This window comes from Pseudomonas sp. 05N36, from assembly GCF_056397385.1.
In genome coordinates, this window is the sequence record NZ_JBFTNH010000022.1 from 83,469 (window position 1) to 108,409 (window position 24,941).

26 protein-coding genes, 2 pseudogenes and 1 riboswitch are annotated in these 24,941 nt (G+C 61.2%); of the genes and pseudogenes, 20 read left to right on the forward strand and 8 right to left on the reverse strand.

Annotated elements, in window-relative coordinates; translation table 11 throughout:
* Positions 1–118: 118 nt before the first annotated feature.
* Entirely contained in the window at positions 119–748 is a 630-nt protein-coding gene (locus AC1DIH_RS23485) for a LysE family translocator (RefSeq protein ID WP_477773467.1), read from the reverse strand.
* A gap of 91 nt (positions 749–839) precedes the next feature.
* Between AC1DIH_RS23485 and AC1DIH_RS23490 the strand changes: the two genes are divergently transcribed.
* The 3 genes from AC1DIH_RS23490 (at position 840) to AC1DIH_RS23500 (ending at position 3,673) form a co-directional block, all read left to right on the forward strand.
* Positions 840–1,805, forward strand: a complete 966-nt coding sequence (locus AC1DIH_RS23490) for a 2-hydroxyacid dehydrogenase (protein WP_477773468.1) — start codon at positions 840–842, stop codon at positions 1,803–1,805.
* Between the two features lie 33 nt (positions 1,806–1,838).
* Positions 1,839–2,837, forward strand: coding sequence for a methyltransferase (locus AC1DIH_RS23495; RefSeq protein ID WP_477773469.1), 999 nt, complete (start codon positions 1,839–1,841; stop codon positions 2,835–2,837).
* Positions 2,838–2,876: 39 nt separating this feature from the next.
* Positions 2,877–3,000, forward strand: a riboswitch (yybP-ykoY riboswitch).
* Between the two features lie 88 nt (positions 3,001–3,088).
* On the forward strand, positions 3,089–3,673 hold the full coding sequence (locus tag AC1DIH_RS23500; RefSeq protein WP_071553377.1) for a TMEM165/GDT1 family protein: 585 nt from the start codon (positions 3,089–3,091) through the stop codon (positions 3,671–3,673).
* A 122-nt stretch (positions 3,674–3,795) separates the two neighbouring features.
* Here the strand turns inward: AC1DIH_RS23500 and AC1DIH_RS23505 are convergent, their stop codons facing one another.
* Positions 3,796–4,614: a M48 family metallopeptidase gene (locus AC1DIH_RS23505; RefSeq protein WP_477773470.1), complete on the reverse strand. Its 819-nt coding sequence runs from the start codon at positions 4,612–4,614 to the stop codon at positions 3,796–3,798.
* 1,358 nt (positions 4,615–5,972) lie between these two features.
* Between AC1DIH_RS23505 and AC1DIH_RS23510 the strand changes: the two are divergent.
* Positions 5,973–6,176 (forward strand): annotated as a pseudogene (locus AC1DIH_RS23510) (HAMP domain-containing protein); the annotation flags it as partial.
* 111 nt (positions 6,177–6,287) lie between these two features.
* Positions 6,288–7,031: a methyl-accepting chemotaxis protein gene (locus AC1DIH_RS23515; RefSeq protein WP_477773522.1), complete on the forward strand. Its 744-nt coding sequence runs from the start codon at positions 6,288–6,290 to the stop codon at positions 7,029–7,031.
* 126 nt (positions 7,032–7,157) lie between these two features.
* On the opposite strand, the gene AC1DIH_RS23520 is transcribed toward AC1DIH_RS23515, so the two are convergent.
* Genes AC1DIH_RS23520 through AC1DIH_RS23530 form a run of 3 tightly spaced genes read right to left on the reverse strand, consistent with a single transcriptional unit; the run spans position 7,158 to position 8,270 of the window.
* Complete coding sequence (locus AC1DIH_RS23520) at positions 7,158–7,778, reverse strand: SOS response-associated peptidase (protein WP_477773471.1); 621 nt, start codon at positions 7,776–7,778, stop codon at positions 7,158–7,160.
* 36 nt (positions 7,779–7,814) lie between these two features.
* Positions 7,815–8,075, reverse strand: a complete 261-nt coding sequence (locus AC1DIH_RS23525; RefSeq protein ID WP_054595657.1) for a putative signal transducing protein — start codon at positions 8,073–8,075, stop codon at positions 7,815–7,817.
* A gap of 12 nt (positions 8,076–8,087) precedes the next feature.
* Positions 8,088–8,270: a CPXCG motif-containing cysteine-rich protein gene (locus AC1DIH_RS23530; protein ID WP_081013733.1), complete on the reverse strand. Its 183-nt coding sequence runs from the start codon at positions 8,268–8,270 to the stop codon at positions 8,088–8,090.
* Positions 8,271–8,410: 140 nt separating this feature from the next.
* Here AC1DIH_RS23530 and AC1DIH_RS23535 point away from each other — a divergent pair, with 140 nt between their 5' ends.
* Positions 8,411–9,577 carry a 1-acyl-sn-glycerol-3-phosphate acyltransferase gene (locus AC1DIH_RS23535; RefSeq protein WP_477773472.1) on the forward strand — a complete coding sequence of 389 codons (1,167 nt, stop codon included), beginning with the start codon at positions 8,411–8,413 and terminating at the stop codon, positions 9,575–9,577.
* A gap of 59 nt (positions 9,578–9,636) precedes the next feature.
* Here AC1DIH_RS23535 and AC1DIH_RS23540 read toward each other — a convergent pair whose 3' ends face one another.
* The gene (locus tag AC1DIH_RS23540) at positions 9,637–9,924 is read right to left on the reverse strand and encodes a hypothetical protein (RefSeq protein WP_477773523.1); all 288 of its coding nucleotides are present in this window, start codon (positions 9,922–9,924) and stop codon (positions 9,637–9,639) included.
* Between the two features lie 182 nt (positions 9,925–10,106).
* Between AC1DIH_RS23540 and AC1DIH_RS23545 the strand changes: the two genes are divergently transcribed.
* Complete coding sequence (locus AC1DIH_RS23545; protein WP_477773473.1) at positions 10,107–10,313, forward strand: hypothetical protein; 207 nt, start codon at positions 10,107–10,109, stop codon at positions 10,311–10,313.
* A gap of 622 nt (positions 10,314–10,935) precedes the next feature.
* Here the strand turns inward: AC1DIH_RS23545 and AC1DIH_RS23550 are convergent.
* The gene (locus tag AC1DIH_RS23550) at positions 10,936–11,520 is read right to left on the reverse strand and encodes a YajG family lipoprotein (RefSeq protein ID WP_019693608.1); all 585 of its coding nucleotides are present in this window, start codon (positions 11,518–11,520) and stop codon (positions 10,936–10,938) included.
* Between the two features lie 976 nt (positions 11,521–12,496).
* Between AC1DIH_RS23550 and mqo the strand changes: the two genes are divergently transcribed.
* The gene (gene mqo / locus AC1DIH_RS23555) at positions 12,497–14,005 is read left to right on the forward strand and encodes a malate dehydrogenase (quinone) (protein WP_477773474.1); all 1,509 of its coding nucleotides are present in this window, start codon (positions 12,497–12,499) and stop codon (positions 14,003–14,005) included.
* A gap of 86 nt (positions 14,006–14,091) precedes the next feature.
* Here mqo and AC1DIH_RS23560 read toward each other — a convergent pair whose 3' ends face one another.
* A complete protein-coding gene (locus AC1DIH_RS23560) occupies positions 14,092–14,379 on the reverse strand; it encodes a PA4642 family protein (protein ID WP_123582797.1) in 288 nt (95 codons plus the stop codon).
* 178 nt (positions 14,380–14,557) lie between these two features.
* On the opposite strand from AC1DIH_RS23560, the gene AC1DIH_RS23565 reads away from it, so the two are divergent.
* From AC1DIH_RS23565 to AC1DIH_RS23620, 12 genes and pseudogenes are all read left to right on the forward strand, one after another.
* Positions 14,558–15,238, forward strand: a complete 681-nt coding sequence (locus tag AC1DIH_RS23565) for a GntR family transcriptional regulator (protein ID WP_427531424.1) — start codon at positions 14,558–14,560, stop codon at positions 15,236–15,238.
* A gap of 106 nt (positions 15,239–15,344) precedes the next feature.
* Entirely contained in the window at positions 15,345–16,280 is a 936-nt protein-coding gene (locus AC1DIH_RS23570) for a 4-hydroxyproline epimerase (protein ID WP_477773475.1), read from the forward strand.
* Positions 16,277–17,392: an NAD(P)/FAD-dependent oxidoreductase gene (locus AC1DIH_RS23575; RefSeq protein ID WP_477773476.1), complete on the forward strand. Its 1,116-nt coding sequence runs from the start codon at positions 16,277–16,279 to the stop codon at positions 17,390–17,392. Before AC1DIH_RS23570 ends, AC1DIH_RS23575 begins: the two co-directional genes overlap by 4 nt.
* Positions 17,389–17,625, forward strand: coding sequence for a (2Fe-2S)-binding protein (locus tag AC1DIH_RS23580; RefSeq protein WP_477773477.1), 237 nt, complete (start codon positions 17,389–17,391; stop codon positions 17,623–17,625). Before AC1DIH_RS23575 ends, AC1DIH_RS23580 begins: the two co-directional genes overlap by 4 nt.
* Positions 17,622–18,890: an FAD-dependent oxidoreductase gene (locus tag AC1DIH_RS23585; RefSeq protein ID WP_477773478.1), complete on the forward strand. Its 1,269-nt coding sequence runs from the start codon at positions 17,622–17,624 to the stop codon at positions 18,888–18,890. The genes AC1DIH_RS23580 and AC1DIH_RS23585 overlap by 4 nt, the downstream gene beginning before the upstream one ends.
* A gap of 28 nt (positions 18,891–18,918) precedes the next feature.
* Positions 18,919–19,665 carry an AraC family transcriptional regulator gene (locus AC1DIH_RS23590; protein ID WP_477773479.1) on the forward strand — a complete coding sequence of 249 codons (747 nt, stop codon included), beginning with the start codon at positions 18,919–18,921 and terminating at the stop codon, positions 19,663–19,665.
* A 281-nt stretch (positions 19,666–19,946) separates the two neighbouring features.
* On the forward strand, positions 19,947–20,765 hold the full coding sequence (locus AC1DIH_RS23595; protein WP_103318457.1) for an ABC transporter substrate-binding protein: 819 nt from the start codon (positions 19,947–19,949) through the stop codon (positions 20,763–20,765).
* A gap of 125 nt (positions 20,766–20,890) precedes the next feature.
* A pseudogene (locus AC1DIH_RS23600) lies at positions 20,891–21,487 on the forward strand (amino acid ABC transporter permease); the annotation flags it as partial.
* 9 nt (positions 21,488–21,496) lie between these two features.
* A complete protein-coding gene (locus AC1DIH_RS23605) occupies positions 21,497–22,147 on the forward strand; it encodes an amino acid ABC transporter permease (RefSeq protein ID WP_054595641.1) in 651 nt (216 codons plus the stop codon).
* Positions 22,140–22,862 (forward strand): amino acid ABC transporter ATP-binding protein, encoded by a 723-nt coding sequence (locus tag AC1DIH_RS23610; protein WP_103318455.1) that lies wholly within the window; start codon positions 22,140–22,142, stop codon positions 22,860–22,862. Before AC1DIH_RS23605 ends, AC1DIH_RS23610 begins: the two co-directional genes overlap by 8 nt.
* A gap of 27 nt (positions 22,863–22,889) precedes the next feature.
* Entirely contained in the window at positions 22,890–23,927 is a 1,038-nt protein-coding gene (locus AC1DIH_RS23615) for a trans-3-hydroxy-L-proline dehydratase (protein ID WP_054595639.1), read from the forward strand.
* A 96-nt stretch (positions 23,928–24,023) separates the two neighbouring features.
* Positions 24,024–24,941 (forward strand): dihydrodipicolinate synthase family protein, encoded by a 918-nt coding sequence (locus tag AC1DIH_RS23620; protein WP_216741282.1) that lies wholly within the window; start codon positions 24,024–24,026, stop codon positions 24,939–24,941.

Here is a 24,941-nt window from a genome sequence, read left to right on the forward strand (position 1 = left end):
CGTGACTGAAAAGATAAGCACTTTAGTCAGCCGGAGCGCCAGCTAAATCAGCCAAAGGGATGATTTGCAGAGCCGTACAAATGCTAGCTTTGCGCCAGCATTTGTTTCCGAGAGTGGATCAATGCATCTCGGTCAGGGCCAGCTTCACGCCGATGGCGATCAGCACTACGCCCATCGTGCGGTCAAACCAGTGGCCCATGCGGGCAAAACCGGCCCGTACGCGCTGTTGGCTGAACAGCATCGCCACCAGGCAGAACCAGATTGCGGTGGCCACTGCCAGGTAAACACCGTAACCGGCCTGAATCGCCAGCGGTGTATTCGGGTTGATCACCACGGTAAACAGCGACAGGAAAAACAGCGTGGCTTTAGGGTTCAGGCCGTTGGTCACGAAACCTGAGGTAAATGCGCCGCGTGCGGTGCGCTCGCCGGCTTCCTTGTGCAGGTTTTCAGTGGCAGGTTTCGCCGGCTGCGCGCGCAGGGCCTTGAAGCCGATGTACAGCAGGTAGGCGGCCGCCAGCCATTTCAGCGCGTTGAACAGCATGATCGACTGCGAGACGATCAGGCCGATACCGAGCAACGAGTAGCCCACGTGCAGGAAGATCGCCGAGCCGACACCCAGCGCCGTCCAGGTCCCGGCGCGACGACCGTGGGTCACGGCCTCACGCACCACCACGGCAAAGTCCGGACCCGGGCTTGCCACGGCAAGCAGGTGAATCAGGGCGACGGTCAAAAACTCTGTCCAGTACATGGGGGCTCCTTTAGGCCAAGCGTAACGACTTGTTTCATCTGGTAGGCTCCGAAGATTACGCCTTCAGACTCATGCGCAAAAGGTACAGTTAATGACGAACAATCGCCGCGCCGTATTCCTCGACCACAGTTCCCTGGACCTCGGCGACCTGGACCTCAGTGGGTTGCAGCAGTGCTTCGATGACTTGCAACTGCGCTCGCTGACCACGCCCGACAACATCGTCGAACGGCTGCAAGGCGCCAGTGTGGCGATCAGCAATAAAGTCCTGCTGAACGCCGAAACCCTCAAGGCCTGCCCCGAACTGAAGCTGATCCTGATCGCCGCCACGGGCACCAACAATGTCGACCTGGCCGCCGCCCGCGCCCAAGGGATTACCGTGAGCAATTGCCAGGGTTACGGCACGCCGTCGGTGGCGCAGCACACGATCATGTTGCTGCTGAACCTCGCCACCCGCCTGAGCGACTATCAGAAAGCCGTCGCTGAAGGTCGCTGGCAGCAGGCCAAACAGTTCTGCCTGCTGGATTTCCCGATCGTCGAACTCGAAGGCAAAACCCTCGGTTTGCTCGGCCATGGTGAATTGGGTAGCGCCGTCGCGCGGCTGGCCGAGGCCTTTGGCATGCGCGTGTTGCTCGGCCAATTGCCTGGGCGCCCGGCCCGCGCCGACCGCTTGCCGCTGGATGAACTGCTGCCGCAGATCGACGCGCTGACCCTGCACTGCCCGCTGAACGAACATACCCGTAACTTCATTGGTGCCCGCGAACTGGCGCTGCTCAAACCCGGCGCCTTTGTGGTCAATACCGCACGCGGTGGGCTGATCGACGAACAAGCCTTGGCCGATGCCTTGCGCAACGGGCATCTGGGTGGCGCAGCGACCGACGTCCTGAGTGTCGAGCCCCCCACCGCTGGCAATCCGCTGTTGGCCGCCGACGTCCCGCGCTTGATCGTCACCCCGCACAACGCCTGGGGCAGCCGCGAGGCGCGGCAGCGGATCGTCGGTCAACTGACCGAAAACGCCCAAGGCTTCTTCAGCGGTACAGCGCTGCGGGTCGTCAGTTGATAAACTGCCGCACTTTTTTTCAAGGAGCAGAGTATGGATCCGCGCAGTGAAGTACTGCTTCGTCAGGCCGAATTGTTTCAAGGCGATTTGCTGTTGGCCGGTTTGCCCGCCGATGACTTGCTCGGCAAATTGCCCAACGCCCACGGCTGGTGCTGGCATGCAGGCGACCAGGCGGCGCTGGACGCACGCTTTGCCGAGCGCAGCCACTTTGGCGTGAATGCCCCGAGCCGCGCGTTTGAAACGGCGGTGGTGTTCCTGCCCAAATCCAAGGACCTGACCGACTACATCCTCAACGCCCTCGCCTCGCGCCTGGCCGGTCGTGAGCTGTACCTGGTGGGTGAAAAACGCAGCGGCATCGAAGGCGCGGCCAAACAGCTGAACCCCTTCGGCAAACCGCGCAAGCTCGACAGCGCACGCCACTGCCAGCTCTGGCAGGTTACCGTGGCCAACGCGCCCGAAGCCAAATCGCTGGAAAGCCTGGCGCAGGAATACGAACTGCCACTGGCTGAAGGTCCGCTGAAAGTCATCAGCCTGCCGGGCGTGTTCAGTCACGGTCGACTGGATCGCGGCAGCGCCCTGCTGCTCGAACACCTGGACAAACTGCCGAGCGGTCACTTGCTCGACTTCGGCTGTGGTGCCGGGGTGTTGGGCGCGGCGGTGAAACGGCGCTATCCACACAACACCGTCACCCTGCTCGACGTTGATGCGTTCGCCGCAGCCAGCAGTCGCCTGACATTGGCCGCCAACGGTCTGGAAGCCGAGGTGCTGACTGGCGATGGCATCGACGCGGCGCCGATGGGTTTGAGCGCAATCCTGAGCAACCCGCCGTTCCATGTCGGGGTCCATACCGATTATCACGCCACGGAGAATCTGCTGCGAAAAGCCGCCAAACATCTGAAAAACGGCGGCGAGCTGCGCCTGGTGGCCAACAGTTTCCTGAAATATCAGCCGCTGATCGAGGAGCATCTCGGTGTGTGCGCGATCAAGGCCGAAGGGCAAGGTTTCCGGATCTATCGGGCCAAGCGTGGCTAGAAATTAGCGCTTGCCGAATGGATTTTGCCTAGGCAGAATCCGCTCCGTCCTAGGGGAGTAGTCTCCCACGAGCGCCATGCTCGTCCGGCATACGTCAACATACTTGGTCCTCAGACCATGGCGTATGCGACCCAAGCGACCGCACAGACGGATCGCAGGGTTTGACAAGACCTATGACACGCACACCTTACCCGGGGCGGGAAGGCTGTACGTGTCATAGCCGTGTCGACCCGCCCCTTAGGAAAACCCTGATGCTGGATTCTCTTCTCGTTCCCACCGCTGTCGTTGCCTTGGCCGAAATCGGCGACAAGACGCAACTGCTCGCGCTCATTCTCGCCGCCCGCTTTCGCAAACCCTGGCCGATCATCGCCGGTATCGTCGCTGCAACCCTGGCCAACCACGCGGCTGCGGGGGCTGTCGGTGCCTGGTTCGGGAGTTTCTTCTCGGATGCGACGCTGCACTGGATCCTCGCCGCAAGCTTTACCGCGACGGCGCTGTGGACCCTGGTGCCAGACAAGATGGATGAGGACGAAGCCAGCACAGCGCGCAAATTCGGACCTTTCCTGACCACGCTGATTGCGTTCTTCCTGGCGGAAATCGGCGACAAGACCCAGATTGCTACCGTGATGCTCGCCGCTCAGTACCCTGAGCTTTGGCTGGTGATCATCGGCACCACGCTCGGCATGCTGATTGCCAACGTGCCGGTGGTGCTGGCAGGTAATTTTGCCGCAGACAAACTGCCCCTGACCCTGATCCGTCGCCTGGCAGCATCGGCGTTCTTCATCCTGGCCATCGTCGCGGTGTACAAGGCGATGCAGAGTAGCGGGTGGGTTTGACGTGGTAGGTCGGTAGACCGAGTCATCGTTCATCGCGAGCAGGCTCGCTCCCACATCTGACCGAGTTCCAATGTGGGAGCGAGCCTGCTCGCGATGAGGCCATTACTGACGATATAAAACCATCAGGACTTCTTGGCCTGCAGGTAAAGCGGCATGACTTTCGGAATCGCTGCCTTTAGCGACTCAACCCGGCTGCTGGAGGACGGGTGAGTGCTCATGAACTCTGGCGGCGAACCTTCGGAAGCCTTGCTCATTTTGTCCCACAGGGTGATCGCCGCGTTTGGGTTGTAGCCGGCGCGGGCGGCCAGTTCCAGGCCGATCAGGTCAGCTTCGTTTTCATTGGCGCGGCTGTTGGGCAAGGTCATGCCGTAGTTGGCCACGGTGTCGGCCAGTGCCAGGGTGTCCTGTCCCAACCCGAGCAAGGCACCCGCGCCCTGCTTGGCCATTTCGATGCCATAGGCCTTGGACATCGCTTCACGACCATGCTCGCGCAGGGCGTGAGCGATTTCATGGCCCATGACCGCAGCGATTTCATCGTCGGTGAGTTTCAGGCTGTCGATCAACCCGGTATAGAAAATGATCTTGCCGCCAGGACCACAGTTGGCGTTGAGCTCGTCACTCTTGATCAAGTTGACTTCCCACTGCCACTGCGCCGAATCCGGCCGGAAGACCGGTGCCTGAGCAATCAGCCGATTGGCAATCGCCTGGACCCGTTTGGCCTCGCTACTGTTCTTGTCCAGCACACCCTTGTTGCTCGCCTCACCCACCGTCTTTTGGTAGGACTGGGCATACATCTGGTTGACCTCATCGCTCGACAGCATGCTGAACATGTACTGCTTGCGTTCCACACCCACCGCCCCGCCGTTGGTGGTGTTGACCGACTGGCAACCACTGAGCAGCAGACTTGCACCCAGCGCACACAAAACCACTCTCTTGCTCATGAAAACACTCCCTGAAAACATGCCGCGTATCCTAGGCGGTGCATTGTATCCGCGCCAGATACAACAGACGCGCTGCACGGCATTTACCGATACATTCCATTTTATGGTCGCAATAAATTCATAACCACCCGCATGCCCGAGAGCACACAGGCCTGACACCTGTCTCTATGCGACCTGCACAGATCAAAAACAGTCATCGACAAAAAACCTGCTCATGGACCGCCCTACCTCCGCCGATACAACCCGGCAGACGTCATATTGCGTCCGGAGCCCCTATGAAATTCAAGTCGATCCAGTTTTCCGTCGCCGCGCTTGCCGGTGCCATCGTGCTCAGCGTGGTGGCTGCGCTGGTGCTGTATGCACTGTTTTCCGGCGCGCGCACCCAGGAAATGGTCCAGCAGCGGACCCAGGCGCAATTCGAGCAAGTCATCGAACAACGCCTGCGTGGACTGGCGCAAACCCAGGTCAGCCAGATCCAGCGCGAACTCGAAGCGCCCCTGCTGATCGCCGGCGGTCTGGTTCGGGTCAACGCCTTGATCGGCTCCCAGGATGCCGACGGCAAACCAGCGCTGACTCTCAGCCGTGAGCAGTTGATCAGCCTGATCAAGGAAAACGTCGCGAAGAATCCGAAGATTCTCGGCACGTACATCGGCTGGGAACCGAACGCACTGGATCACAATGACGCGGCCTACATCGGCAGCAAAGTCGTTGGCATCGACGCCGCCACCGGGCGCTTCCTGCCGTGGTGGTTCCGCAACGACAATGGCACGCTGGGCGTCGACAAGCTGGCGGACGTCAACGACCGCACTGTGTTGTCTACGGGTGTGCGCTCCAGTGAGTACTACCTGTGTTCCCAGGAAAGCAAAAAATCCTGTGTGATCGACCCGGCGCCTTACAAGGTCGGCGACAAGATCGTCATGCTCGCCTCCTTTATTGAACCGATCATGCTCAACGGCACCTTCCAGGGCATCGTCGGCGCTGACCTGTCGGTGAACTTCATCCAGGAAATGCTCCTGGCCGCGAACCAGAAGCTTTATAACGGTGCCGGCGAAATGGCGCTGATTGGCGGTAACCAGCGTCTGGTCGCCTACACCAAGGACCCGAGCAAGTTCGGTGAAAAGGTCAGCGACATCCTCGACGCCACTCAGGTGGCCAACCTCGGCAAGCTCAACCGTGGCGAAGTGACCTATAACGTCGACAAGGCCAATGGCAGGATTGAGCTGTACCTGCCATTCGGCATCGGCCAGACCGATGCGCGCTGGACCCTGCTGCTGCAATTGCCGCTGAACGCGGTCATGGCCGACCTGCAACAACTGCAGGGCGACCTGAACACCCAGCGCAAGGCCGACACCTTTGGCATGGCCACGGTTGGCCTGGTGATTGCCGGCCTGGGTTTGCTGGTGATCTGGCTGGTGGGCCACGGTATTGCCCGTCCGCTGAAGCAAATGGTCGCGATGCTCGATGATATCGCCCAGGGCGAAGGTGACCTGACGCGCCGCCTGACCAGCGACCGTGCCGACGAACTTGGCTCGATCGCCAAGGGCTTCAATACCTTCCTCGCCAAGTTGCAGGCGATGATCACCCAAGTGGTGACCTCGGTGCAGAGCGTCAGCGATTCGTCCGAACACACCGCCGACATCGCCATTCGCACCAACCTTGGCGTACACAAGCAAATGGCCGAGATCGATCAGGTGGCCACCGCGGTGCAGGAAATGACCGCCACCGCCCAGGACGTGGCGCGCAATGCAACCCAGGCCGCCCAAGCCGCCAGCCATGCCGATCAGGCCGCCGCCCAAGGCATGCGGATCGTGCAGGACACCTCGACTTCAATTGGCGTGCTCGCGGTGGAAATCGGTAAGGCGGTCGGCGTGGTGCAAACCCTGGCCAAGGACAGCGAGAACATCAACGCGATCCTGATTGCCATTCGCGGGATCGCCGAACAGACCAATTTGTTGGCGTTGAACGCGGCCATCGAGGCCGCACGGGCGGGTGAGCAAGGTCGGGGTTTTGCGGTGGTGGCCGATGAAGTACGCAACCTGGCGCAGAAAACCCAGCAGGCAACTGAAGAAATCCAGTCGATGATTCAGCAGTTGCAGCAAGGCACGCGCGACGTGGTGCGGGTGATGGAAGACAGCCAGAACAAGACCGACGAAAGCGTGCAGCACGCGGCCAAGGCGGCGCAGGCGCTGGAGACCATCACTCAGGCGGTGTCGGTGATCAATGACATGAACACCCAGATCGCCAGTGCCGCCGAAGAGCAAAGCGCGGTTGCCGATGACATCAACCGCAATGTGATCAATATCGGCCAGGTGGCCAATGAAGTCGCGGGCGGCGCGGATGAATCGAGCGCGGCCAGTGCCGACCTGACCAAGCTGGCCGAGCAGCAGCGGCGGTTGATCAATCAGTTCAAGGTCTGATCCCAAGGCCCCATCGCGAGCAGGCTCGCTCCCACATTTGATCTCCAGCGGATACAAAATCCGCGAACAATGGAGATCCAGTGTGGGAGCGAGCCTGCTCGCGATGGCGTCCGAACAGACACCCCATCAACCCGGGGTCAAACACTCCGGCGCATTGAGTTTCGGATCATTCACCAGGTTCGCCAGCACCCGTTCGCGCAAGGCCGCAGGTTCGCTGGCGAGCAGCGCCTGCAAGGTGTGCAACGGGGTTTCGGGGTTGAGCCAGGCTTCTTGGCCTGCTGCATCGAGAATCAACGGACGACGCTGATTCGAGGCGGCCTGAGTCACCACTGCGGTGCTCAGCCACACCTGTTCCTGCACCGGATACGCTTCCCAGATCGCCGCGAAAAACAGCGCCGAACCTTCGCCCGGCGTCAGCCAGTACGGGCGCTTGCGGGTAGTGCCGCGCCATTCGTAAAAGCCGTTGGCCGGCAACAGGCAGCGGCGCAGACGGAAAGCCTCACGAAACATCGGTTGCTCGGCGACGGTTTCTGCCCGGGCATGGGCCGGGGTCTTCGACAGATCAGTCAGCCACGGCGGCGTCAGCCCCCAACGCGCGCGTGCCAGCGTGCGCAGCCCCGCCTCGGCGCGCAGGATCAGCACCGAATCATTGGGCGAAATATTCCACTGCGCCTGCTGATCGGCCGGGAAGCCGGGCAAGGCCGCAAACGCGGGGTTCCAACGAAACAGGGCAAAACGTCCACACATGGGGCAACACGACTCTGAACGAAAACGGACGCCAGCCTAACAGACCAGGACGTCGGGGAAGCTATCCGGTTCGTCGCCGGGCATCGGCAGCGCGGCATTGTACGCAGCGATCAACTCGCGCGCGTATTGCGCCTGATCGTTATCCACCGCCAGGCCCAGCAGCCCGAACACCGGCAACTCGCCCGCGCCGCCCAGCAGATCGCGCCCCACCAGATGCGCCTCGACCCCTTCGCTGGCCAGCATGCCCTGCAACAACTCACCTTCCATCAGGTTTTCCGGTTCGTAGATGCGCTGCATAGCCGCCACCCTTCACTCGTTTTCGCTGTGAACTTCGAGCATCCATTCATGACCATCGGTCTGCAGAGTGAATGTGATCGGCCGACAACACACGGGGCAATCCTCGATATACGTCTGGTCCCCTCCCGACAAATCCAGAACTGCCTCTGACTCTTCACCACAATAAGGACATTCGTAGCGCTCGGTTTCCAGCATCGCGGTCTCCCAAGTGACTTGTGCGTATAATCGCCGGTCTATTTGCAGGGCCATTTTTGTTTGGGCGTATTTTTCAGACTGTACACCTGCCGTAATCGATCCAATCCATTACTTACCCTAGCCGTTTCTAACAAGAGAGCATGATGGGCGAATTCGATGCCATCCGACCTTACGACGACAGCGAAGTCCCAGCGGTGCTGGCACGGTTGCTGGGCGACAAGGCGTTTCTAGATATCCTCACCCACTTCCGCTTCCCGCGTTTTGCCGGTGCTTTCGGCTGGATGCTCAAACCACTTATAGCTTATCGGCTGCGCCGTGAGTTTGCCGGCGTCAGTTCGGTTGCAACCTTGCAGGACAAGGTCGAGTTTTATGTCGACCACACCATCGAGCGGGCCACTGACGGCGTGACCTACACCGGGGTCGAACAATTCAAGTCCGGCCGTGCCTATCTGTTCCTGGCCAACCACCGCGACATCGTCATGGACCCGGCCTTCGTCAACTACGCGATCTACCACGCCGGCCTGCCGACGCCGCGTATCGCGATTGGCGACAACCTGCTGCAAAAGCCCTTCGTCAGCGATCTGATGCGCCTGAACAAGAGCTTTATCGTGCACCGTTCCATCAGCGGTCGGCGCGAGAAAATGGCGGCGTATCAGTTGCTGTCGGCCTATATCAATCACTCGATCCTCAACGACTGCCAGTCGATCTGGATCGCCCAGGCCGAAGGCCGCGCCAAGGACGGTGACGACCGTACCGAGTCGGCGATCCTCAAGATGTTCCACATGAGCCGCAAGGACGAGCCGTTTGGCGAGGTCATCAAGTCGCTGAACCTGACGCCGGTGTCGATCAGCTACGAATACGACCCGTGCGATCAGGCCAAGGCCCGCGAGCTGTACATCCGCGCCACCACCGGCAGCTACACCAAGGTGCCCGGCGAGGACGATGCGAGCATCGCCAAAGGCATCACCGGCTACAAAGGCCGGGTCCACGTGAACTTCGCGGCACCGATCAGCGAGCTGTTCGAAGACACCAAGCAACTGGCAATCGAGATGGACCGGCAGATCCTCGGCGGTTACCGGTTGTTCCCGGTGCACTACCTGGCGTACGCCCAATGGAGCAACGCCGACCCGCAACTGCAGGTGCCGAGCGCAGCCACACTGTTCCCGGCCGAGGAACTGGCCAAGGCCCAGCAAGAATGGCAAAGCCGCCTCGATGCCTGCCCCGAGGAACATCGGCCATTCCTGGTGCTGCAATACGCAACACCGGTGCGCAATCAGTACCGGGTCAAAGCGGGTTTGCCGCTGTAAGGTTTCGGCTGAATACAAAAACGGCGCCTCGGGGCGCCGTTTTCATGTGCGATGCGAACTCAAAAATGCCGGCTGGCCCACGACAGCAGTAGTGCCAAGGCCAGGCAGGCAAAGCCGAAACGGTAGCAAAACCGGTTCAGGCGCAGCGTCGCGATGTCGAGAAACAGCAGCGGCTCATCGATCGCCCGTACCGCGCTTTGTGCCGCCAGGTTCTTCAGCGCCAACCGTTCGCGACGACGGGTCACGTGCAACAACCAGGCACCGGGCAAGGCGATCAACAACGCAAAAAGATTCATCAGGCTCCCGGGATGGGCGCTGACAGCAGACCAGCTCATATACAGCGACATCATGCCCCTCACGTAAAAAACAGCACTTGTGGCCTGAAAACAGCGGCAAGTGGCCAGACGTTTTTTACGCCCTGCGCTTTGCACTCCAGTGACCGGTAATTTACTGATTAATGCGCACTGTCACCTGAACGTCACCTTAACAAGCCAGTCTGTCGCCCCTCGTAACCGACAAGGAGCCTGTCATGCTGCACGCAGAAATCCAGGATCGCCTCTACCTCATCACCCCCAGCGACGAACAACAAAACCTCGTCGGCAGCCTCGCCTTCAACGTCCAGGACCGCCACTGGCTCGTCTACTGCGCCCTGGGCGGCCACCCACACGCCGACCTGCCGGAAACCGACCTGCTGACTGGCATGAGCATGCTGGATTTTTATGTAGAAGCGGCCTAAAAGCCGCGCCCCTCCCCCCCCACCACTCAGGCCGGCCGGTAGGCCGCCGTGCTGTTGCTGTTGATCTTGATCTTGATCTACCCGCCCCTTCGGCAGGCCGAGCGGAGGTGTTCATCAGGGGGTGGGCGCGCAGCGCCGTACGGCGCAGCCGGACACATCGAGAGGAGGTCGTCGCGCAGCAGACCGTAGGCGATGCCCCCTGATGGACGCCGGAGGGGACGCCGAGCATTAGCGAGGTGCCGTACGCTTGGGGCGAAGCGTTTTGGTTACTTTTGGGCGTCTGCAAAAGTGACACGCTGTAAGAGCGGAACCCTAAGTGGCCGTTACCGCAGGAATGGATATGTACACCTGCAAGAGGTTGGTCGGCTGTCAGGCCGCCTTCGCGAGCAAGCCCGCTCCCACAGTAGAACTGTGTACATTTGCAAGAGATTGGTCGGCTGTCAGGCCGCCATCGCAGGCAAGCCAGCTCCCACAGTTGAACTGTGTACACCTGCGGGAGATTGGTCGACTGTCGGGGCGCCTTCGCGAGCAGGCTCGCTCCCACAGAAAGCCCCCAAAAACCAGCAGGCACAAAAAACCCGGTGCCATCGCTGGTACCGGGTTTCTTGAAGACAGCCAACCGTTATTGGGCGAGCATCTGCCCCACCGTCGGATCCTTGAACAACCGGGTCAACGCATCGCTCAACACATCGCTCACCAGCTTGGTGTTGGTTTCCTGATTCGGCGCCATACCAAAACGCTGATTCAGCGAAGCCGCATAACGGCCGCTGTAACGATGATTGGCATTCTGCACGTCAGAGCGGAAAGCCGCGCCAATCGTCGCCTCAGTCACATACATGCCTTCTTTGGGCGACTGATACGTCAGCTCCGCCAGCGTCACCGTCAACTGCGGCGCGTTGTAGGCATTAGGCGTTGGCGTGAAACCCAGCAAACGCACAGCCGCTTCGGCCTGGGCCTGCAACTTCGGCAGGATTTGCGCACCCTGCACCGTGATTGCACTGGTTTCAGGGTACAGGCCACCACGAGTGCCCAACGTTGGCGACGGACGGCCATCGACCACCCTCACCACCACCGGCTGACCATGCCCGACCGGCGCCAACTGAGTCGTCAGTTTCGGCTCCGGGGCTAGTTGTTGCGGGCTGTTGGCGCAGCCAACCAGGGTCAAGCTGGTCACAGTGATCAAACCGAACAACAGGCGTTGCAACATGCGCTACTCTCCAGATACAAATACAGACAGACCCGCAGTATAGCGGGCGGCAGCGCCTTCGAACCAGCAACCCTGAACACTTGCTGCAGAGACACGCAATGTCACTGGTCTCGGGGGCTCCGTAACACCAGTGTCATGCTGCACTGCTAACTTCAAGGCCGTCTCACGCTGAAGGCATTGCCATGCAATTGCTTTGGTCACTATTCGCTCCACGCCACAAATGTAGTCCATCTGACCGAACGGCTAATAAAAGTCATTAAACACGACCATTTCCCTGCGTTTCTTCGCTACAATCTCCCCCCGATTATAAGGACGTCTCCTGATCGGGCCTCGCAGCATCGTCAATGCGCTTGTATTGACACCCCCGCACCGCCCACAGAGAGCCGCCCACACAGATCGAGTGAAGCTGGCGAGCTTGCTGTTTATCCTGCAAACCACCACTTTTCGCGAATCTGCCAGAGCTGTCGTTACGCTCGGTCACTGAGCTGTTTGCCCGTTTTGCCTGCCCTGTATCCCATGGCGGCAATCCATCCGGGCACGGTGCCAGGCTGGGACAGCCCTTTTTTGAGGTTCACGTCTTCAAAAGAGCGTGAAAAAAACGGGTTTTCACAACTTCACAAGAGTGTGGCGAGCAAATGAATAGTTTTGCGTCAGAACATGCACCATTAGCGTCTACAACAGCCCAACGACACAGGACCGAGTACTCCTCAAGAACTGGAGCCTGAAGCCTGTCCACTACGGATTTGGTTGCACAAACGGACGTATCGACCATAAGTCGAATTGCCTCCCGCGCGCTGAAGTGAGTTCATAGGAACCCTGAGCCCGGTAGGTAGCGTCTGTCGAAGTTGCAAAAAATTGCGAAGATTCGGACATGGCGATCCTGGCCATGGGTGACCCGGGGCTCTACAGAGCATGCCCCGTCACGCCTGGCAGCTATGCCGACAATTTGGTGCTGCAGATTTTGGAGACGCGTTAAATGGCGCATAACGAAGCAGTCGACGTAGTACTGGTTGGGGCCGGCATCATGAGTGCCACCCTTGCTGTATTGCTCAAAGAGCTCGACCCCGCGATCAAGCTGGAAGTCGTCGAGCTGATGGATTCCGGTGCCGCGGAGAGTTCCAACCCGTGGAACAACGCCGGTACCGGGCACGCCGGGCTATGTGAGCTGAACTACACGCCACAGGCCGCTGACGGCAGCGTCGACATCAAGAAAGCCGTGCACATCAACACCCAGTTCGAGGTGTCGAAGCAGTTCTGGTCCTACCTGACCCGAAAAGGCACCTTCGGCTCGTCGAAATCCTTCATCAGCCCGGTCCCGCACCTGAGCTTCGTGCAAGGTGAGGCTGGCGTTTCGTTCCTCAAGGAACGTTTCAAGGTGCTGAGCAAGCACCACGCCTTCAGCGAGATGGAGTACACCGAAGACAAGGCAAAAATGGCCGAATGGATGCCATTGATGATGCCTGGTCGTCCGGCCGACGAAGTCATCGCCGCGACCCGCGTAATAAACGGCACCGACGTCAACTTCGGCGCCCTGACCAATCAACTGCTCAAGCACCTGACCAGCGCACCCGACGCCCAGGTCAAGTACTGCAAGCGCGTGACCGGTCTCAAGCGTAACGGCAACGGCTGGACCGTCAGCATCAAGGACGTCAACAGCGGCAACACCCGCGAAGTCGATGCCAAGTTCGTGTTCCTCGGTGCTGGCGGCGCGGCCTTGCCGTTGTTGCAGGCTTCGGGCATCGAAGAAAGCAAAGGTTTCGGCGGTTTCCCGATCAGCGGCCAATGGCTGCGTTGCGACAACCCGGAAGTGGTCAAGCACCACCAGGCCAAGGTCTACAGCCAGGCAGCAGTGGGTTCGCCACCGATGTCGGTGCCGCACCTGGACACCCGTGTCGTCGATGGCCAGAAGTCCCTGCTGTTCGGACCTTACGCCGGCTTCACCACCAAGTTCCTCAAGCACGGTTCGTTCATGGACCTGCCGATGTCGGTTCGCGTCGGCAACATCGGCCCGATGCTGGCCGTGGCGAAAAACAACATGGACCTGACCAAGTACCTGGTCAGCGAAGTGATGCAGTCGATGGAACAACGCCTGGAATCGCTGCGCCGCTTCTACCCTCAAGCCAAGGCCGAAGACTGGCGTCTGGAAGTCGCTGGCCAACGCGTGCAGATCATTAAGAAAGACCCGAAAAAAGGCGGCATCCTGCAGTTCGGTACCGAACTGGTAGCCGCGAAGGATGGGTCGCTTGCCGCGCTGCTCGGTGCCTCGCCTGGCGCGTCGGTCACGGTGTCGATCATGCTTGAGCTGATCGAAAAGTGCTTCCCGAACAAAGCCAAGGGTGAGTGGGCGGCCAAGCTGGCCGAAATCTTCCCGGCCCGGGAAAAAGTCCTGGAAACCGACGCTGCGCTGTATCGCAAGATCAATGCGCAGAACAACATCGCGCTGGAACTGGTTGAAGAAAGCAGCGAGACCCCAAGCTTCGCTTGAGGCCCGCCCTCTTCTCCCAAAAAAGAAAAACGCCCCGTTCTCGTTGAGAGCGGGGCGTTTTTGTTATCGCCACCTGTAGGAGCGGGTCAGCCGCGAGCCTTGTTGATCAACTCGATGTAGTCGGCGGCATTACGCTGATCCTGGATCAGGGCAACGAAGTCCTTGCCGTGCTCGTCCTTGCCGTCCAGGTCATAACCGGCTTCGACGAAGAACGCCAGGAAACGCTCGAAATCGTCGATACGCAGGCCACGGTAGGCCTTGATCAGTTTGTGCAGAGACGGTGAAGTTGCGTCGACCGGTTCAAAATCGAGGAACAATTTGATCTGCGCATCGCCGATCTCGTCACCAATCACCTGTTTCTTATCTTTACGCATTGCCGACTCCAGCTCGCAGACATCTCACGGGGCGGGCAGTTTACCCCTGCCCCGCCCCAAGCCTCAACGACCAGCACTCAATGCGTGCGCCGGGACAATACGCCTGACGGAAAAGCGCTTGGTGCGCTGACGCGCTCGTATACAATATTCGCCATCACGCCTGCCGGGATTCATTCACGTGCCTCTACCCAGCTTCAATGCCCCCAATCTGGGGATTGTGCCTTCAGCGTCGGAAGTCATCGTCAAGCATCTGCGCGAGGCCATCATCGGCGGTCACTTTGCCGAAGACGAACCAATCCGTCAGGACGACATCGCCCGCTTGTTCAACGTCAGCAAGATCCCCGTGCGCGAGGCGCTCAAACGCCTTGAGGCGGAAGGCCTGGTGCAGTTTCAACGCAACAAGGGCGCGGTGGTGACGAAGATTTCCGAGCCCGAGCTGGCGCAGATCTTTGAAGTCCGGGTGCTGCTGGAGGTCCAGGCGATTCGCCTGGCCGTGCCGAACATGACCGAAGCCACGTTCGCCCGCGCCGAAAGTATCTGTGCCGAGTTCCTCGACGAAAACAACATCGGGCGCTGGGCCGAGCTGAACTGGGCGCTGCACGCCTGCCTCTACGAGCCGGCGCAGCGGCCGTTCCTGCTCAACCTGATTCGCTCGATTCACGACAAGGTCGAACGCTACCTGCGCATGCAGATGAGTTTTTCCGAAGGCAAGGACCGTGCGGACCACGAGCACCGCGACATCATCGCCGCGTGCCGGGCCGGTGACACCGACAAAGCCGCCGAATTGATCGAGCAGCACATCATTGGCGTGTGCCGCACGCTCTATGAACACCTACCCAATGCCCCCGCGCGGATCTGATCGGGTGTGCCGATTTCGTCATCGGTAACGGTTAAAACCCTCAAGCCATCCCGCGCCTCAAACGCCAGTCTTGCACAGACATTTCCTGTGCAAGGTAGCGCCCTTCATGAAACGTATCCACGTCCTCGACTCTCACACTGGCGGTGAACCGACACGCCTGGTCATCGCCGGTTTCCCGGAACTGGGAAGCGGCTCCATGGCCGATCGCAAGCGCCGCCTCGCCGAAGAGCACGACCACTGGCGCACCGCCACAGTACTTGAACCGCGCGGCAGCGATGTGCTGGTCGGCGCCCTGCTCTGCGAGCCACAGGATCCCGGCGCCTGTGCCGGGGTGATTTTCTTCAATAACAGCGGTTACCTCGGCATGTGCGGTCACGGCACGATTGGCCTGGTGGCCTCGCTGGCGTATCTCAAACGCATCGAGCCTGGCGTGCACCGGATCGAAACCCCGGTCGGCACGGTCGAGGCAACGTTGCACGCAGATCGCTCGGTCAGCGTGCGTAACGTCCCGGCCTATCGCTATCGCAAAGCCGTGTCGCTGACACTGCCGGGTTACGGCACCGTCAGCGGCGACATCGCCTGGGGCGGCAACTGGTTTTTCCTGATCGCCGAACACGGCCAACGCATTGCCAGCGACAACCTCGAAGCCCTGACCGCCTACACCTGGGCGGTCCGAGAAGCGCTGGAGAACCAGGGCATTCGCGGCGAGGACGGCGGCGAAATCGATCACATCGAGCTGTTTGCCGACGACCCGGTGGCCGACAGCCGCAACTTTGTCCTCTGCCCTGGCAAAGCCTACGACCGCTCGCCTTGCGGCACTGGCACCAGCGCCAAGCTGGCGTGCCTGGCAGCCGACGGCAAATTGCAGCCCGGTGAAGTCTGGCGCCAGGCCAGTGTGATCGGYAGCCAGTTCGAAGCCAGCTACGAACGGCTCGACGAGCAACGCATCATTCCGACGATTCGCGGTCGCGCCCACATGAGTGGCGAGAGCCACTTGTTGCTGGAGGAAGACGACCCGTTCGTGTGGGGCATCGGTTCATGAATGCCGACGTCATTGTCATCGGCGCCGGCATTGTCGGCAGTGCCTGTGCCTTTGAGCTGGCGCAACGCGGGCTCGACGTGCTGGTGCTCGACAGTCAGCGCGGCGGCGCCACGGCAGTCGGTATGGGTCACCTGGTGGCGATGGATGACAACCCGGCCGAACTGGCGCTGAGCCAATACTCCATCGAGCTCTGGCGGCAATGGGCGCCACGTCTGGACCCCGATTGCGCCTACCGCAATTGCGGCACGCTGTGGCTGGCCGCCAATGACGAGGAAATGGCCGGCGCCGAGCACAAACGTCAGACGCTCAAGGCTCGCGGCATCGCCTGCGAAATGCTCGACCCGCGAGCACTTTACGACGCCGAGCCAATGCTCCGTCCCGGCCTGAGTGGCGCGCTGAAGGTCAGCGGCGACGGCATTCTCTATGCGCCAAACGCCGCGCATTGGCTGCTTAACCAAAGCGCTGGGCGGATCACGCGGCGCACAGTGGAGGTCACGCAGGTCGACGGCAATCAGTTGCGCTTGAGCAGCGGCGAGCGGTTGCGTGCCGAAGCGGTGGTATTGGCCAACGGTATTCACGCCACCGAGCTGTGCCGCGACCTGCCGATTAGGCCGAAGAAGGGTCATCTGCTGATTACCGACCGTTACCCCGGCAAGATCCATCATCAGCTAGTCGAACTGGGCTATGTCACCAGTGCTCACGCCAGCGAAGGCACCTCGGTGGCCTTCAATGCCCAGCCGCGTCCGACCGGGCAGCTCTTTCTCGGCTCATCGCGTCAGTTCGACACCACCGACCTGAGCGTCGAACCGGCCGTGTTGGCGCGCATGCTGCGCCGGGCGATCGACTATTTGCCGGAGTTGGCCGGGATGAACGCTATCCGCAGCTGGACCGGCCTGCGCGCGGCCACGCCCGATGGCTTGCCGCTGCTCGGCGAACATCCACAGCAAGCGGGTTTGTGGCTGGCGGCCGGGCATGAAGGGTTGGGCGTGACTACGGCCCCCGGCAGCGCACAGCTGTTGGCCGCGCAGTTGTGTAATTCCACCCCGACCATCGACCCGACGCCCTACCTGCCGGGGCGTTTCCTGACCACTGCACAAGGGTTACGCGCATGATTGAAGTGAGTCTCGACGGCCGCAGTGTATCGGTCGACGCCGGTACAACGGTTGCGGCGCTGCTCTATCTGGCAGGCGACGGCTGCAGCCGAACCTCGGTCAGCGGCCAGCGCCGGGCACCTTTTTGCGGGATGGGGGTTTGCCAGGAGTGTCGGGTGAACATCGACGGTCAGCGCCGCCTCGCCTGCCAGACCACCTGCCGCACAGGCATGCGCGTGGAGACCCGGCCATGAACGTCGAGCTGCTGATTATCGGCGCAGGGCCGGCAGGCATGGCGGCAGCGTTGGCCGCCGCACCGAGCGGCGCACGCATCGCCATCATTGATGACAACCCGGCACCCGGTGGGCAAATCTGGCGTGATGGCGTTAACGCACACTTGCCGGCCAGTGCCCAGGCTCATCGCCAGAAACTGGCAGCGGCGAGTAACGTGCAGGTGTTCAACTCGACACGCGTGGTCGCCTTGGCCGGCCCGAAAAAACTCTTGCTGGAAGACCCTGAACACGGCTGGATCATTGAGTACGAGCAACTGATTCTGTGCACCGGTGCCCGTGAACTGTTGCTGCCGTTTCCTGGCTGGACCTTGCCCGGCGTCACCGGCGCAGGCGGCTTGCAAGCGCTGATCAAGGGCGGCATGCCGCTGGCCGGCGAGCGGCTGGTGATTGCCGGCAGTGGCCCGCTGCTGCTGGCCAGCGCCGCTACCGCGAAAAAGGCGGGCGCTCAGGTTCTGCGGATTGCCGAACAAGCGCCACTGCATGCGGTCGCCGGGTTCGCCTTGCAACTGCGCAAATGGCCGGCCAAAGGCCTGCAAGCGCTTCAACTGTTCGATCGTCACTACCGCTGCGACAGTCATGTCCTCGAAGCCTATGGCGACAGTCACCTGCAAGGCGTTCGCCTGAACTGTCGGGGGCGGATCGTCGACATCCCCTGCGAGCGACTGGCCTGCGGCTTCGGCCTGATCCCCAATACCCAATTGGCCCAAGCGCTGGGCTGCGAATTAAAGGACAACGCAATTGCCGTCGACACCAACCAGCTCAGTAGCCTGAACGGGCACTATGCGGCGGGCGAATGCACAGGTTTCGGTGGCAGTGAGCTGGCGCTGGTCGAAGGCGCCATTGCCGGGCTGATGGCCGTCGGCGAAGTGCAGCAGGCCCGCGCACTCTGGCCGCAACGACAGCGCTGGCAAGCGTTCGCCGATCAGTTACGGCGCAGCTTTGCCTTGCGCGATGAACTCAAACAGCTGGCAACGCCTGACACGCTGGTCTGCCGTTGTGAAGACGTGGCGCTGTCGGCGCTCAAGACTTGCACCGGCTGGAACCAGGCCAAACTGCACACCCGTTGCGGCATGGGCGCTTGCCAGGGGCGAGTCTGTGGCGCGGCGACCCGCTACCTGTTCGACTGGCCACACCCGGCGCCACGTCCGCCGTTTTCCCCAACGCGCATCGACACACTGTTGCAGCTGGCCGAGCTTCCCAATGGCGCGTCCGTCACCGTAGAGTAAGGCCCTCATCCCTGCGGGCCGCCACCAGATGACGTTCCCCCTGCCACTGCCCTGCCCCCGCGACCTGCCCGAGCTATTGGGCAGTTTGCAATTGATCACGCCGCTGCTCGATGCCATGCCCGGTGTGGTGTTCTTCATCAAGGACACCGCCGCCCGCTACGTGCTGATCAATCAGACCCTGGCCCAGCGCTGTGGCGCCAAAGAACCCAACGCGCTTCTCGGCAAGACGGCTGAGCAGGTGTTTCCCGCGCACTTCGGCCCGCATTACACCGAGCAGGACCGGCGGGTACTGAGTGACGGCAGCCCGTTGAGCGATCAACTGGAATTGCACCTTTACCCTGGCCGCGAACCTGGCTGGTGCCTGACCCACAAACTGGCGCTGCGCGATACACAGGGGCGCATCATCGGCATGGCGGGGATTTCCTACGATTTGCTCGCGCCCCAGTCCAGTCATCCGGCTTACGAAAAACTCGCGGCGGTCGACGGGCATATCCGCGAGCACTACGCACAACACATCGCGCTCGGTGAACTCACGGCCCTCAGCGGGTTTTCCGTGGCGCAACTGGAGCGCCTGTGCAAACGGATCTTCCAGCTGACACCCCGGCAGATGATTCACAAGGCACGCCTGGGTGCAGCCACGCAACTGCTGTCGGGCGAACTGCCGATCACCGAGATCGCCCTGCGTTGCGGCTACACCGACCACAGCGCCTTCAGCCGCCAGTTCAAGGCGCTCACCGGCGTGTCCCCTTCGCAGTACCGCGATAACCATCGCTGACTGTTACCCGTTACTGCGCACCCCGCCAAACCCTGCTCCCTTTTGTGACACGACACCCATCGTCGAGGCATTCGTCTTCGCCGCGTATGTCCCTGGCCGGAATCTGCGTCGCTGGCGGCTGGCGTCTGTTTCGGGCCTTGCAGGCTGTCGAAGGTTTAACCCGATGTAGCTTGCAGTTTTTTGGCACACCCAGTGCATATCAAATATCGTATACGAAATTCTAAATACCAATTTGATAAGAACTGCCCAACGCTCGACACCATCCGACAACGAGGCCCCTTATGAAAAATCCTGCACCCGCCGTCTTCATTACCGCCCTGCTGAGCAGCGCGTTCATCGCCCAGGCCCAGGCCGACAAACTCGACGACATCATCGAGTCCGGCAGCTTGCGTTGCGCGGTCACCCTGGACTTCCCGCCGATGGGTTTTCGCGATGAGAAGAACACCCCGGCCGGCTTCGATGTCGACTACTGCAATGACCTGGCAAAAACCCTCGGGGTCAAAGCCGAGATTGTCGAGACGCCGTTCCCGGACCGAATCCCGGCACTGGTTTCCGGCCGCGCCGACGTGATCGTTGCCTCCACCTCCGACACCCTGGAGCGGGCCAAGACCGTGGGCATGACCATTCCCTACTTCGCCTTCCAGATGGTGGTACTGACCCGCAGCGACGCCGGGATCAAGTCCTACGATGACCTCAAGGGCCATTCGGTGGGCGGCCCGGCTGGCACGTTCGAAGCCATCGCACTGGAAAACGACGTGAAGAAATGGGCCAACGCCAAGGGTGCTTTCCATGCCTACCAGTCGCTGGCCGACGCGGTGCTTGCCCTGAGCCAGGGACAGATCGACGCGACGACCGTGACCTCGACAGTCGCCTCGTCACTGATCAAGTCCGGCAAGTACAAAAACCTCAGCGTCGCCGGCACCGCGCCGTATGACATCGACTACGTGTCGCTGGGCGCCAAGCGCAATGAGTTCGGCCTGATCAACTACCTCAACCTGTTCGTCAACCACCAGGTGCGCTCCGGGCGGTATCAGGAGTTGTTCGCGCAATGGGTCGGCGGCACCGCGCCACAGCTGACGGCCAGCGGCGTTTACCGCTAAGGACTGCATAGCAGAGGGGACGGGGGTTACCCGGAATGTCAGTCAAGCGCAGAACCTGTGGCGAGGGAGCTTGCTCCCGCTGGRCTGCGTAGCAGTCCCATTTTCAGGGCCGCTCCGCGCCGCGGATCACTCTGGAAATCGCGGTGCTGTCGATGTTGGCCGGCACGCTGATCGCCATGTTCCTGGCCCTCGGCCAACTGTCCGAAAAGCGCCTGTTGCGGGCGATGGCCGCCAGTTGGGTGTCGATTGCACGCAACACGCCAGCCCTGTTCCAGGTGTACATCCTGTACTTCGGCCTCGGCGCCTTCGGCATTCACATGGGCTCATGGCTGGCGTTGCTGATCGGCATTACCTTCAACAACGCCGGCTACCTGGCGGAGACCTTTCGCGGCGGCCTCAACGCCGTGCCGGAAACCCAATTGCGCGCCGCCCGCTCGCTGGGCATGAGCGCACCGAAGGCTTATCGGCTGGTGGTCCTACCGCAATTGCTGCGCGTGGTGTTTTACCCACTGACCAATCAAATGGTCTGGGCCTTGCTGATGACGTCACTGGGCGTAGTGGTCGGCCTGACCAGCGACCTGACCGGCGTGACCCAGGCGCTGAACGTGAAGACCTTTCGCACCTTCGAGTTCTTCGCCATCGCCGCCGTTCTCTACTTCGTCCTGGCCAAGCTGGTGGTGTTGATCGCCCGCCTGCTGGCCTGGCGTTTGTTTCGGTACTAGGAGGTCTGCATGTACACCTCAAGTTTTACCTCGGGCGACTTCCTCTACCTGCTGCAAGGTGCCGGCACCACGCTGTTGCTGACGTTCTGGGCGATGTTGATCGGCACGTTGCTGGGCGTCGCCTGTGGCCTGGTTCGGGCGTTGCTGCCGCGTGTGAGTCTGCCGCTGGCCTGGGTGCTGGATGTGTTTCGCAGCGTGCCGTTGCTGATTCAGTTTGTGCTGCTCAACTCGTTCAAGTCGATCGTCGGCCTGAACTGGAGCGCGTTCACCGTGGCCTGCGTGATCCTCGGCGCCTACTCCACCGCCTACTGCGCAGAAATCGTCCGCGGCGGCGTGCTCTCGGTGCCGTTGAGCACACGGCGGGCCGCCCGTTCGCTGGGCCTCAGTCACCGCCAGGACTTGCTGCACATTGTCTTGCCGATGGCCACGCGGGTGGCGTTTCCGGGCTGGATCAACCTGACACTGGCGGTCATGAAAGACACCTCGCTGGTGCTCTGGATCGGCATCGTCGAATTGCTGCGCGCTTCGCAAACCATCGTCACCCGGCTCCAGGAACCGTTGTTCGTCCTGGCCCTGGCCGGCCTTATCTACTACGTCATGAGCCTGGTGATCGCTCGTCTGGGTGCGCGGCTCGAACAGAGGTGGCAGGAAAATGATTGAGATCGAGAACGTTCGTAAATCCTTCGGCAACCTGGAAGTCGTCAAGGGTGTCGACCTGACCGTGAACAAAGGCGAAGTGCTGTCGATCATCGGTGGCTCGGGCTCGGGCAAATCGACCTTGCTGATGTGCATCAACGGCCTGGAAGCCATTCAGGGCGGGCAGATCCGCGTCGACGGCACGCCGGTGCATGCCAGCGGCACCGACCTGAACAAGTTGCGGCAGAAAATCGGCATTGTCTTCCAGCAATGGAACGCCTTCCCGCACCTCACGGTGATGGAGAACGTGATGCTCGCCCCGCGCAAGGTGCTCGGTAAAAGCCGCCAGGAAGCAGAAGAAATTGCAGTGCGCCAGCTGACCCACGTGGGCCTCGGCGACAAGCTCAAGGTGTTTCCGAGCAAGCTCTCCGGCGGTCAGCAACAGCGCATGGCGATTGCCCGGGCGCTGGCCATGTCGCCGGACTACATGCTGTTCGACGAGGCCACTTCGGCCCTCGACCCGCAACTGGTCGGCGAAGTGCTGGACACCATGCGCCTGCTCGCCGAGGAAGGCATGACCATGGTCCTGGTGACCCACGAAATCCGCTTCGCCCGGGATGTGTCGGATCGGGTGGCGTTCTTTCGCGACGGCAAGATCCACGAAATCGGTTCACCGGACCAGGTGATCGGCCAGCCGCAACGCGCGGAAACCGCCGACTTCCTGAAGTCGGTGTTGTAACCCACAGTCAGGCCTCAGGAGACAATCATGCGTTCGAGCAAGATCATTCATGTGGTGAGTTGCCACGCCGAAGGTGAAGTCGGTGACGTTATCGTCGGCGGCGTCGCACCACCACCCGGCGCAACCCTCTGGGAGCAGTCGCGCTGGATTGCCGAGGACCAGACCCTGCGCAACTTCGTGCTGAACGAGCCGCGCGGCGGAGTCTTTCGCCACGTCAATCTGTTGGTGCCGGCCAAGGACCCGCGGGCCGACATGGCGTGGATCATCATGGAACCGGCGGACACACCGCCGATGTCCGGCTCCAACTCGCTGTGCGTGGCCACGGTACTGCTCGACAGCGGCATTTTACCGATGACCGAACCGCTGACCCGGCTGGTGCTCGAAGCCCCGGGCGGCTTGATCGAAGTGACTGCCCAGTGTCGCAACGGCAAGGCCGAGCGGGTCGAGGTGCGGAACGTGGTGTCGTTTGCCGACAAGCTCGATGCCTGGATCGAAGTCGAAGGCCTCGGCTCGCTGCAAGTCGATACTGCCTATGGCGGCGACAGCTTTGTGATCGTCGATGCCCAGCGCCTGGGCTTCTCGCTGACCGCCGACGAAGCCGCGGACCTGGTCGCCAGCGGCCTGAAGATTACTCAAGCGGCCAATGAACAATTGGGTTTCGTGCACCCGCTGAACCCCGATTGGGAGCATATTTCCTTCTGCCAGATCGCCGCGCCGCTCGACCGCACCAACGGCGTGGCCAGTGCCGCCAATGCGGTGGTGATCCGCCCCGGCAAGATCGATCGCTCGCCCTGCGGCACCGGTTGCTCGGCGCGCATGGCGGTGCTGCACGCCAAAGGCCAACTGGCAGTGGGCGAGGTGTTCATCGGGCGCTCGATCATCGGTTCCGAGTTTCGTTGCCGGATCGACAGCACCAGCGAAATCGCCGGCCGTCCGGCCATTATCCCCTGCCTGTCCGGGCGCGCCTGGATCACCGGCACCCACCAACATCTGCTCGACCCAAGCGATCCTTGGCCGGGCGGTTATCGACTGTCCGACACCTGGCCCGTCGAACTGGCTATTTGAAGCAACGTACCTGGCAAAACCCTTTGAACCCCATGGCACATTCAGTGCTCAATTTAAACGTATACGAAATACTAAATAGTCATCATCGGAGGCAACATGAGCAAGCACGTTAACTGGAGCGGCGTTTTCCCTGCGGTCACTACCCAGTTCAACCCGGACTTTTCTATCGACTATGAAGGCACGCACAAGGTCATCAGCGGGCTGGTGCGTGACGGCGTGTCGGGGCTGGTGATCTGCGGCACCGTCGGCGAGAACACCTCGCTGAGCACCGAAGAAAAAATCAGCCTGGTGGAAGTCGCCAGGGACGCCGCCGCGGGTCGGGTGCCGGTGATCTCCGGTGTCGCCGAATTCACCAGCGCCAACGCCAGCAAGGTCGCCAAGGAAATCCAGCGCGTGGGTGCCGACGGCATCATGCTGATGCCAGCGCTGGTCTACTCCTCGAAACCCTTCGAGACCGCTGCGCACTTTCGCAGCGTCGCCGCCAGCATCGACCTGCCGGTGATGGTCTACAACAACCCGCCGATCTACAAAAACGATGTCACCCCGGACATCCTGATCTCCCTGGCCGACTGCGACAACGTCGTCTGCTTCAAGGACTCCTCGGGCGATACCCGGCGCTTCATCGATGTGCGCAATGAAGTCGGCGACCGCTTTGTGCTGTTCGCCGGGCTCGATGACGTGGTGCTCGAAAGCATTGCCGTCGGTGCGGTGGGCTGGGTTTCCGGGATGTCCAACGCCTTCCCGAAAGAAGGCGAGACGCTGTTCCGCCTGGCCCGCGATGGCCGCTTCAAAGAGGCCATGCCGATCTACGAATGGTTCATGCCGCTGCTGCACCTCGATGCCCGCCCGGACCTGGTGCAATGCATCAAGCTCTGTGAGGAACTGATGGGCCGCGGCACGGCGCTGACCCGTCCACCTCGCCTGGGTCTGCTTGACCACGAGCGCAGCGAGGTCGAGGCGCTGGTCAAGGCTGCGCTCGCCAACCGCCCGAGCTTGCCGGACGTCGGTCTGTAA

What these genes read in the sequence shown, in the direction of transcription:
- AC1DIH_RS23545 (WP_477773473.1), top strand. Translation starts at nt 10,107, where the DNA reads ATGCTGCACGCAGAAATCCAGGATCGCCTCTACCTCATCACCCCCAGC.
- AC1DIH_RS23525 (WP_054595657.1), bottom strand. Translation starts at nt 8,075, where the DNA reads ATGCAGCGCATCTACGAACCGGAAAACCTGATGGAAGGTGAGTTGTTG.
- AC1DIH_RS23575 (WP_477773476.1), top strand. Translation starts at nt 16,277, where the DNA reads ATGAATGCCGACGTCATTGTCATCGGCGCCGGCATTGTCGGCAGTGCC.
- mqo (WP_477773474.1), top strand. Translation starts at nt 12,497, where the DNA reads ATGGCGCATAACGAAGCAGTCGACGTAGTACTGGTTGGGGCCGGCATC.
- AC1DIH_RS23520 (WP_477773471.1), bottom strand. Translation starts at nt 7,778, where the DNA reads ATGTGTGGACGTTTTGCCCTGTTTCGTTGGAACCCCGCGTTTGCGGCC.
- AC1DIH_RS23485 (WP_477773467.1), bottom strand. Translation starts at nt 748, where the DNA reads ATGTACTGGACAGAGTTTTTGACCGTCGCCCTGATTCACCTGCTTGCC.
- AC1DIH_RS23620 (WP_216741282.1), top strand. Translation starts at nt 24,024, where the DNA reads ATGAGCAAGCACGTTAACTGGAGCGGCGTTTTCCCTGCGGTCACTACC.
- AC1DIH_RS23495 (WP_477773469.1), top strand. Translation starts at nt 1,839, where the DNA reads ATGGATCCGCGCAGTGAAGTACTGCTTCGTCAGGCCGAATTGTTTCAA.
- AC1DIH_RS23515 (WP_477773522.1), top strand. Translation starts at nt 6,288, where the DNA reads ATGGCCGAGATCGATCAGGTGGCCACCGCGGTGCAGGAAATGACCGCC.
- AC1DIH_RS23530 (WP_081013733.1), bottom strand. Translation starts at nt 8,270, where the DNA reads ATGCTGGAAACCGAGCGCTACGAATGTCCTTATTGTGGTGAAGAGTCA.
- AC1DIH_RS23595 (WP_103318457.1), top strand. Translation starts at nt 19,947, where the DNA reads ATGAAAAATCCTGCACCCGCCGTCTTCATTACCGCCCTGCTGAGCAGC.
- AC1DIH_RS23535 (WP_477773472.1), top strand. Translation starts at nt 8,411, where the DNA reads ATGATGGGCGAATTCGATGCCATCCGACCTTACGACGACAGCGAAGTC.
- AC1DIH_RS23540 (WP_477773523.1), bottom strand. Translation starts at nt 9,924, where the DNA reads ATGTCGCTGTATATGAGCTGGTCTGCTGTCAGCGCCCATCCCGGGAGC.
- AC1DIH_RS23590 (WP_477773479.1), top strand. Translation starts at nt 18,919, where the DNA reads ATGACGTTCCCCCTGCCACTGCCCTGCCCCCGCGACCTGCCCGAGCTA.
- AC1DIH_RS23585 (WP_477773478.1), top strand. Translation starts at nt 17,622, where the DNA reads ATGAACGTCGAGCTGCTGATTATCGGCGCAGGGCCGGCAGGCATGGCG.
- AC1DIH_RS23550 (WP_019693608.1), bottom strand. Translation starts at nt 11,520, where the DNA reads ATGTTGCAACGCCTGTTGTTCGGTTTGATCACTGTGACCAGCTTGACC.
- AC1DIH_RS23500 (WP_071553377.1), top strand. Translation starts at nt 3,089, where the DNA reads ATGCTGGATTCTCTTCTCGTTCCCACCGCTGTCGTTGCCTTGGCCGAA.
- AC1DIH_RS23490 (WP_477773468.1), top strand. Translation starts at nt 840, where the DNA reads ATGACGAACAATCGCCGCGCCGTATTCCTCGACCACAGTTCCCTGGAC.
- AC1DIH_RS23615 (WP_054595639.1), top strand. Translation starts at nt 22,890, where the DNA reads ATGCGTTCGAGCAAGATCATTCATGTGGTGAGTTGCCACGCCGAAGGT.
- AC1DIH_RS23505 (WP_477773470.1), bottom strand. Translation starts at nt 4,614, where the DNA reads ATGAGCAAGAGAGTGGTTTTGTGTGCGCTGGGTGCAAGTCTGCTGCTC.
- AC1DIH_RS23560 (WP_123582797.1), bottom strand. Translation starts at nt 14,379, where the DNA reads ATGCGTAAAGATAAGAAACAGGTGATTGGTGACGAGATCGGCGATGCG.
- AC1DIH_RS23580 (WP_477773477.1), top strand. Translation starts at nt 17,389, where the DNA reads ATGATTGAAGTGAGTCTCGACGGCCGCAGTGTATCGGTCGACGCCGGT.
- AC1DIH_RS23610 (WP_103318455.1), top strand. Translation starts at nt 22,140, where the DNA reads ATGATTGAGATCGAGAACGTTCGTAAATCCTTCGGCAACCTGGAAGTC.
- AC1DIH_RS23605 (WP_054595641.1), top strand. Translation starts at nt 21,497, where the DNA reads ATGTACACCTCAAGTTTTACCTCGGGCGACTTCCTCTACCTGCTGCAA.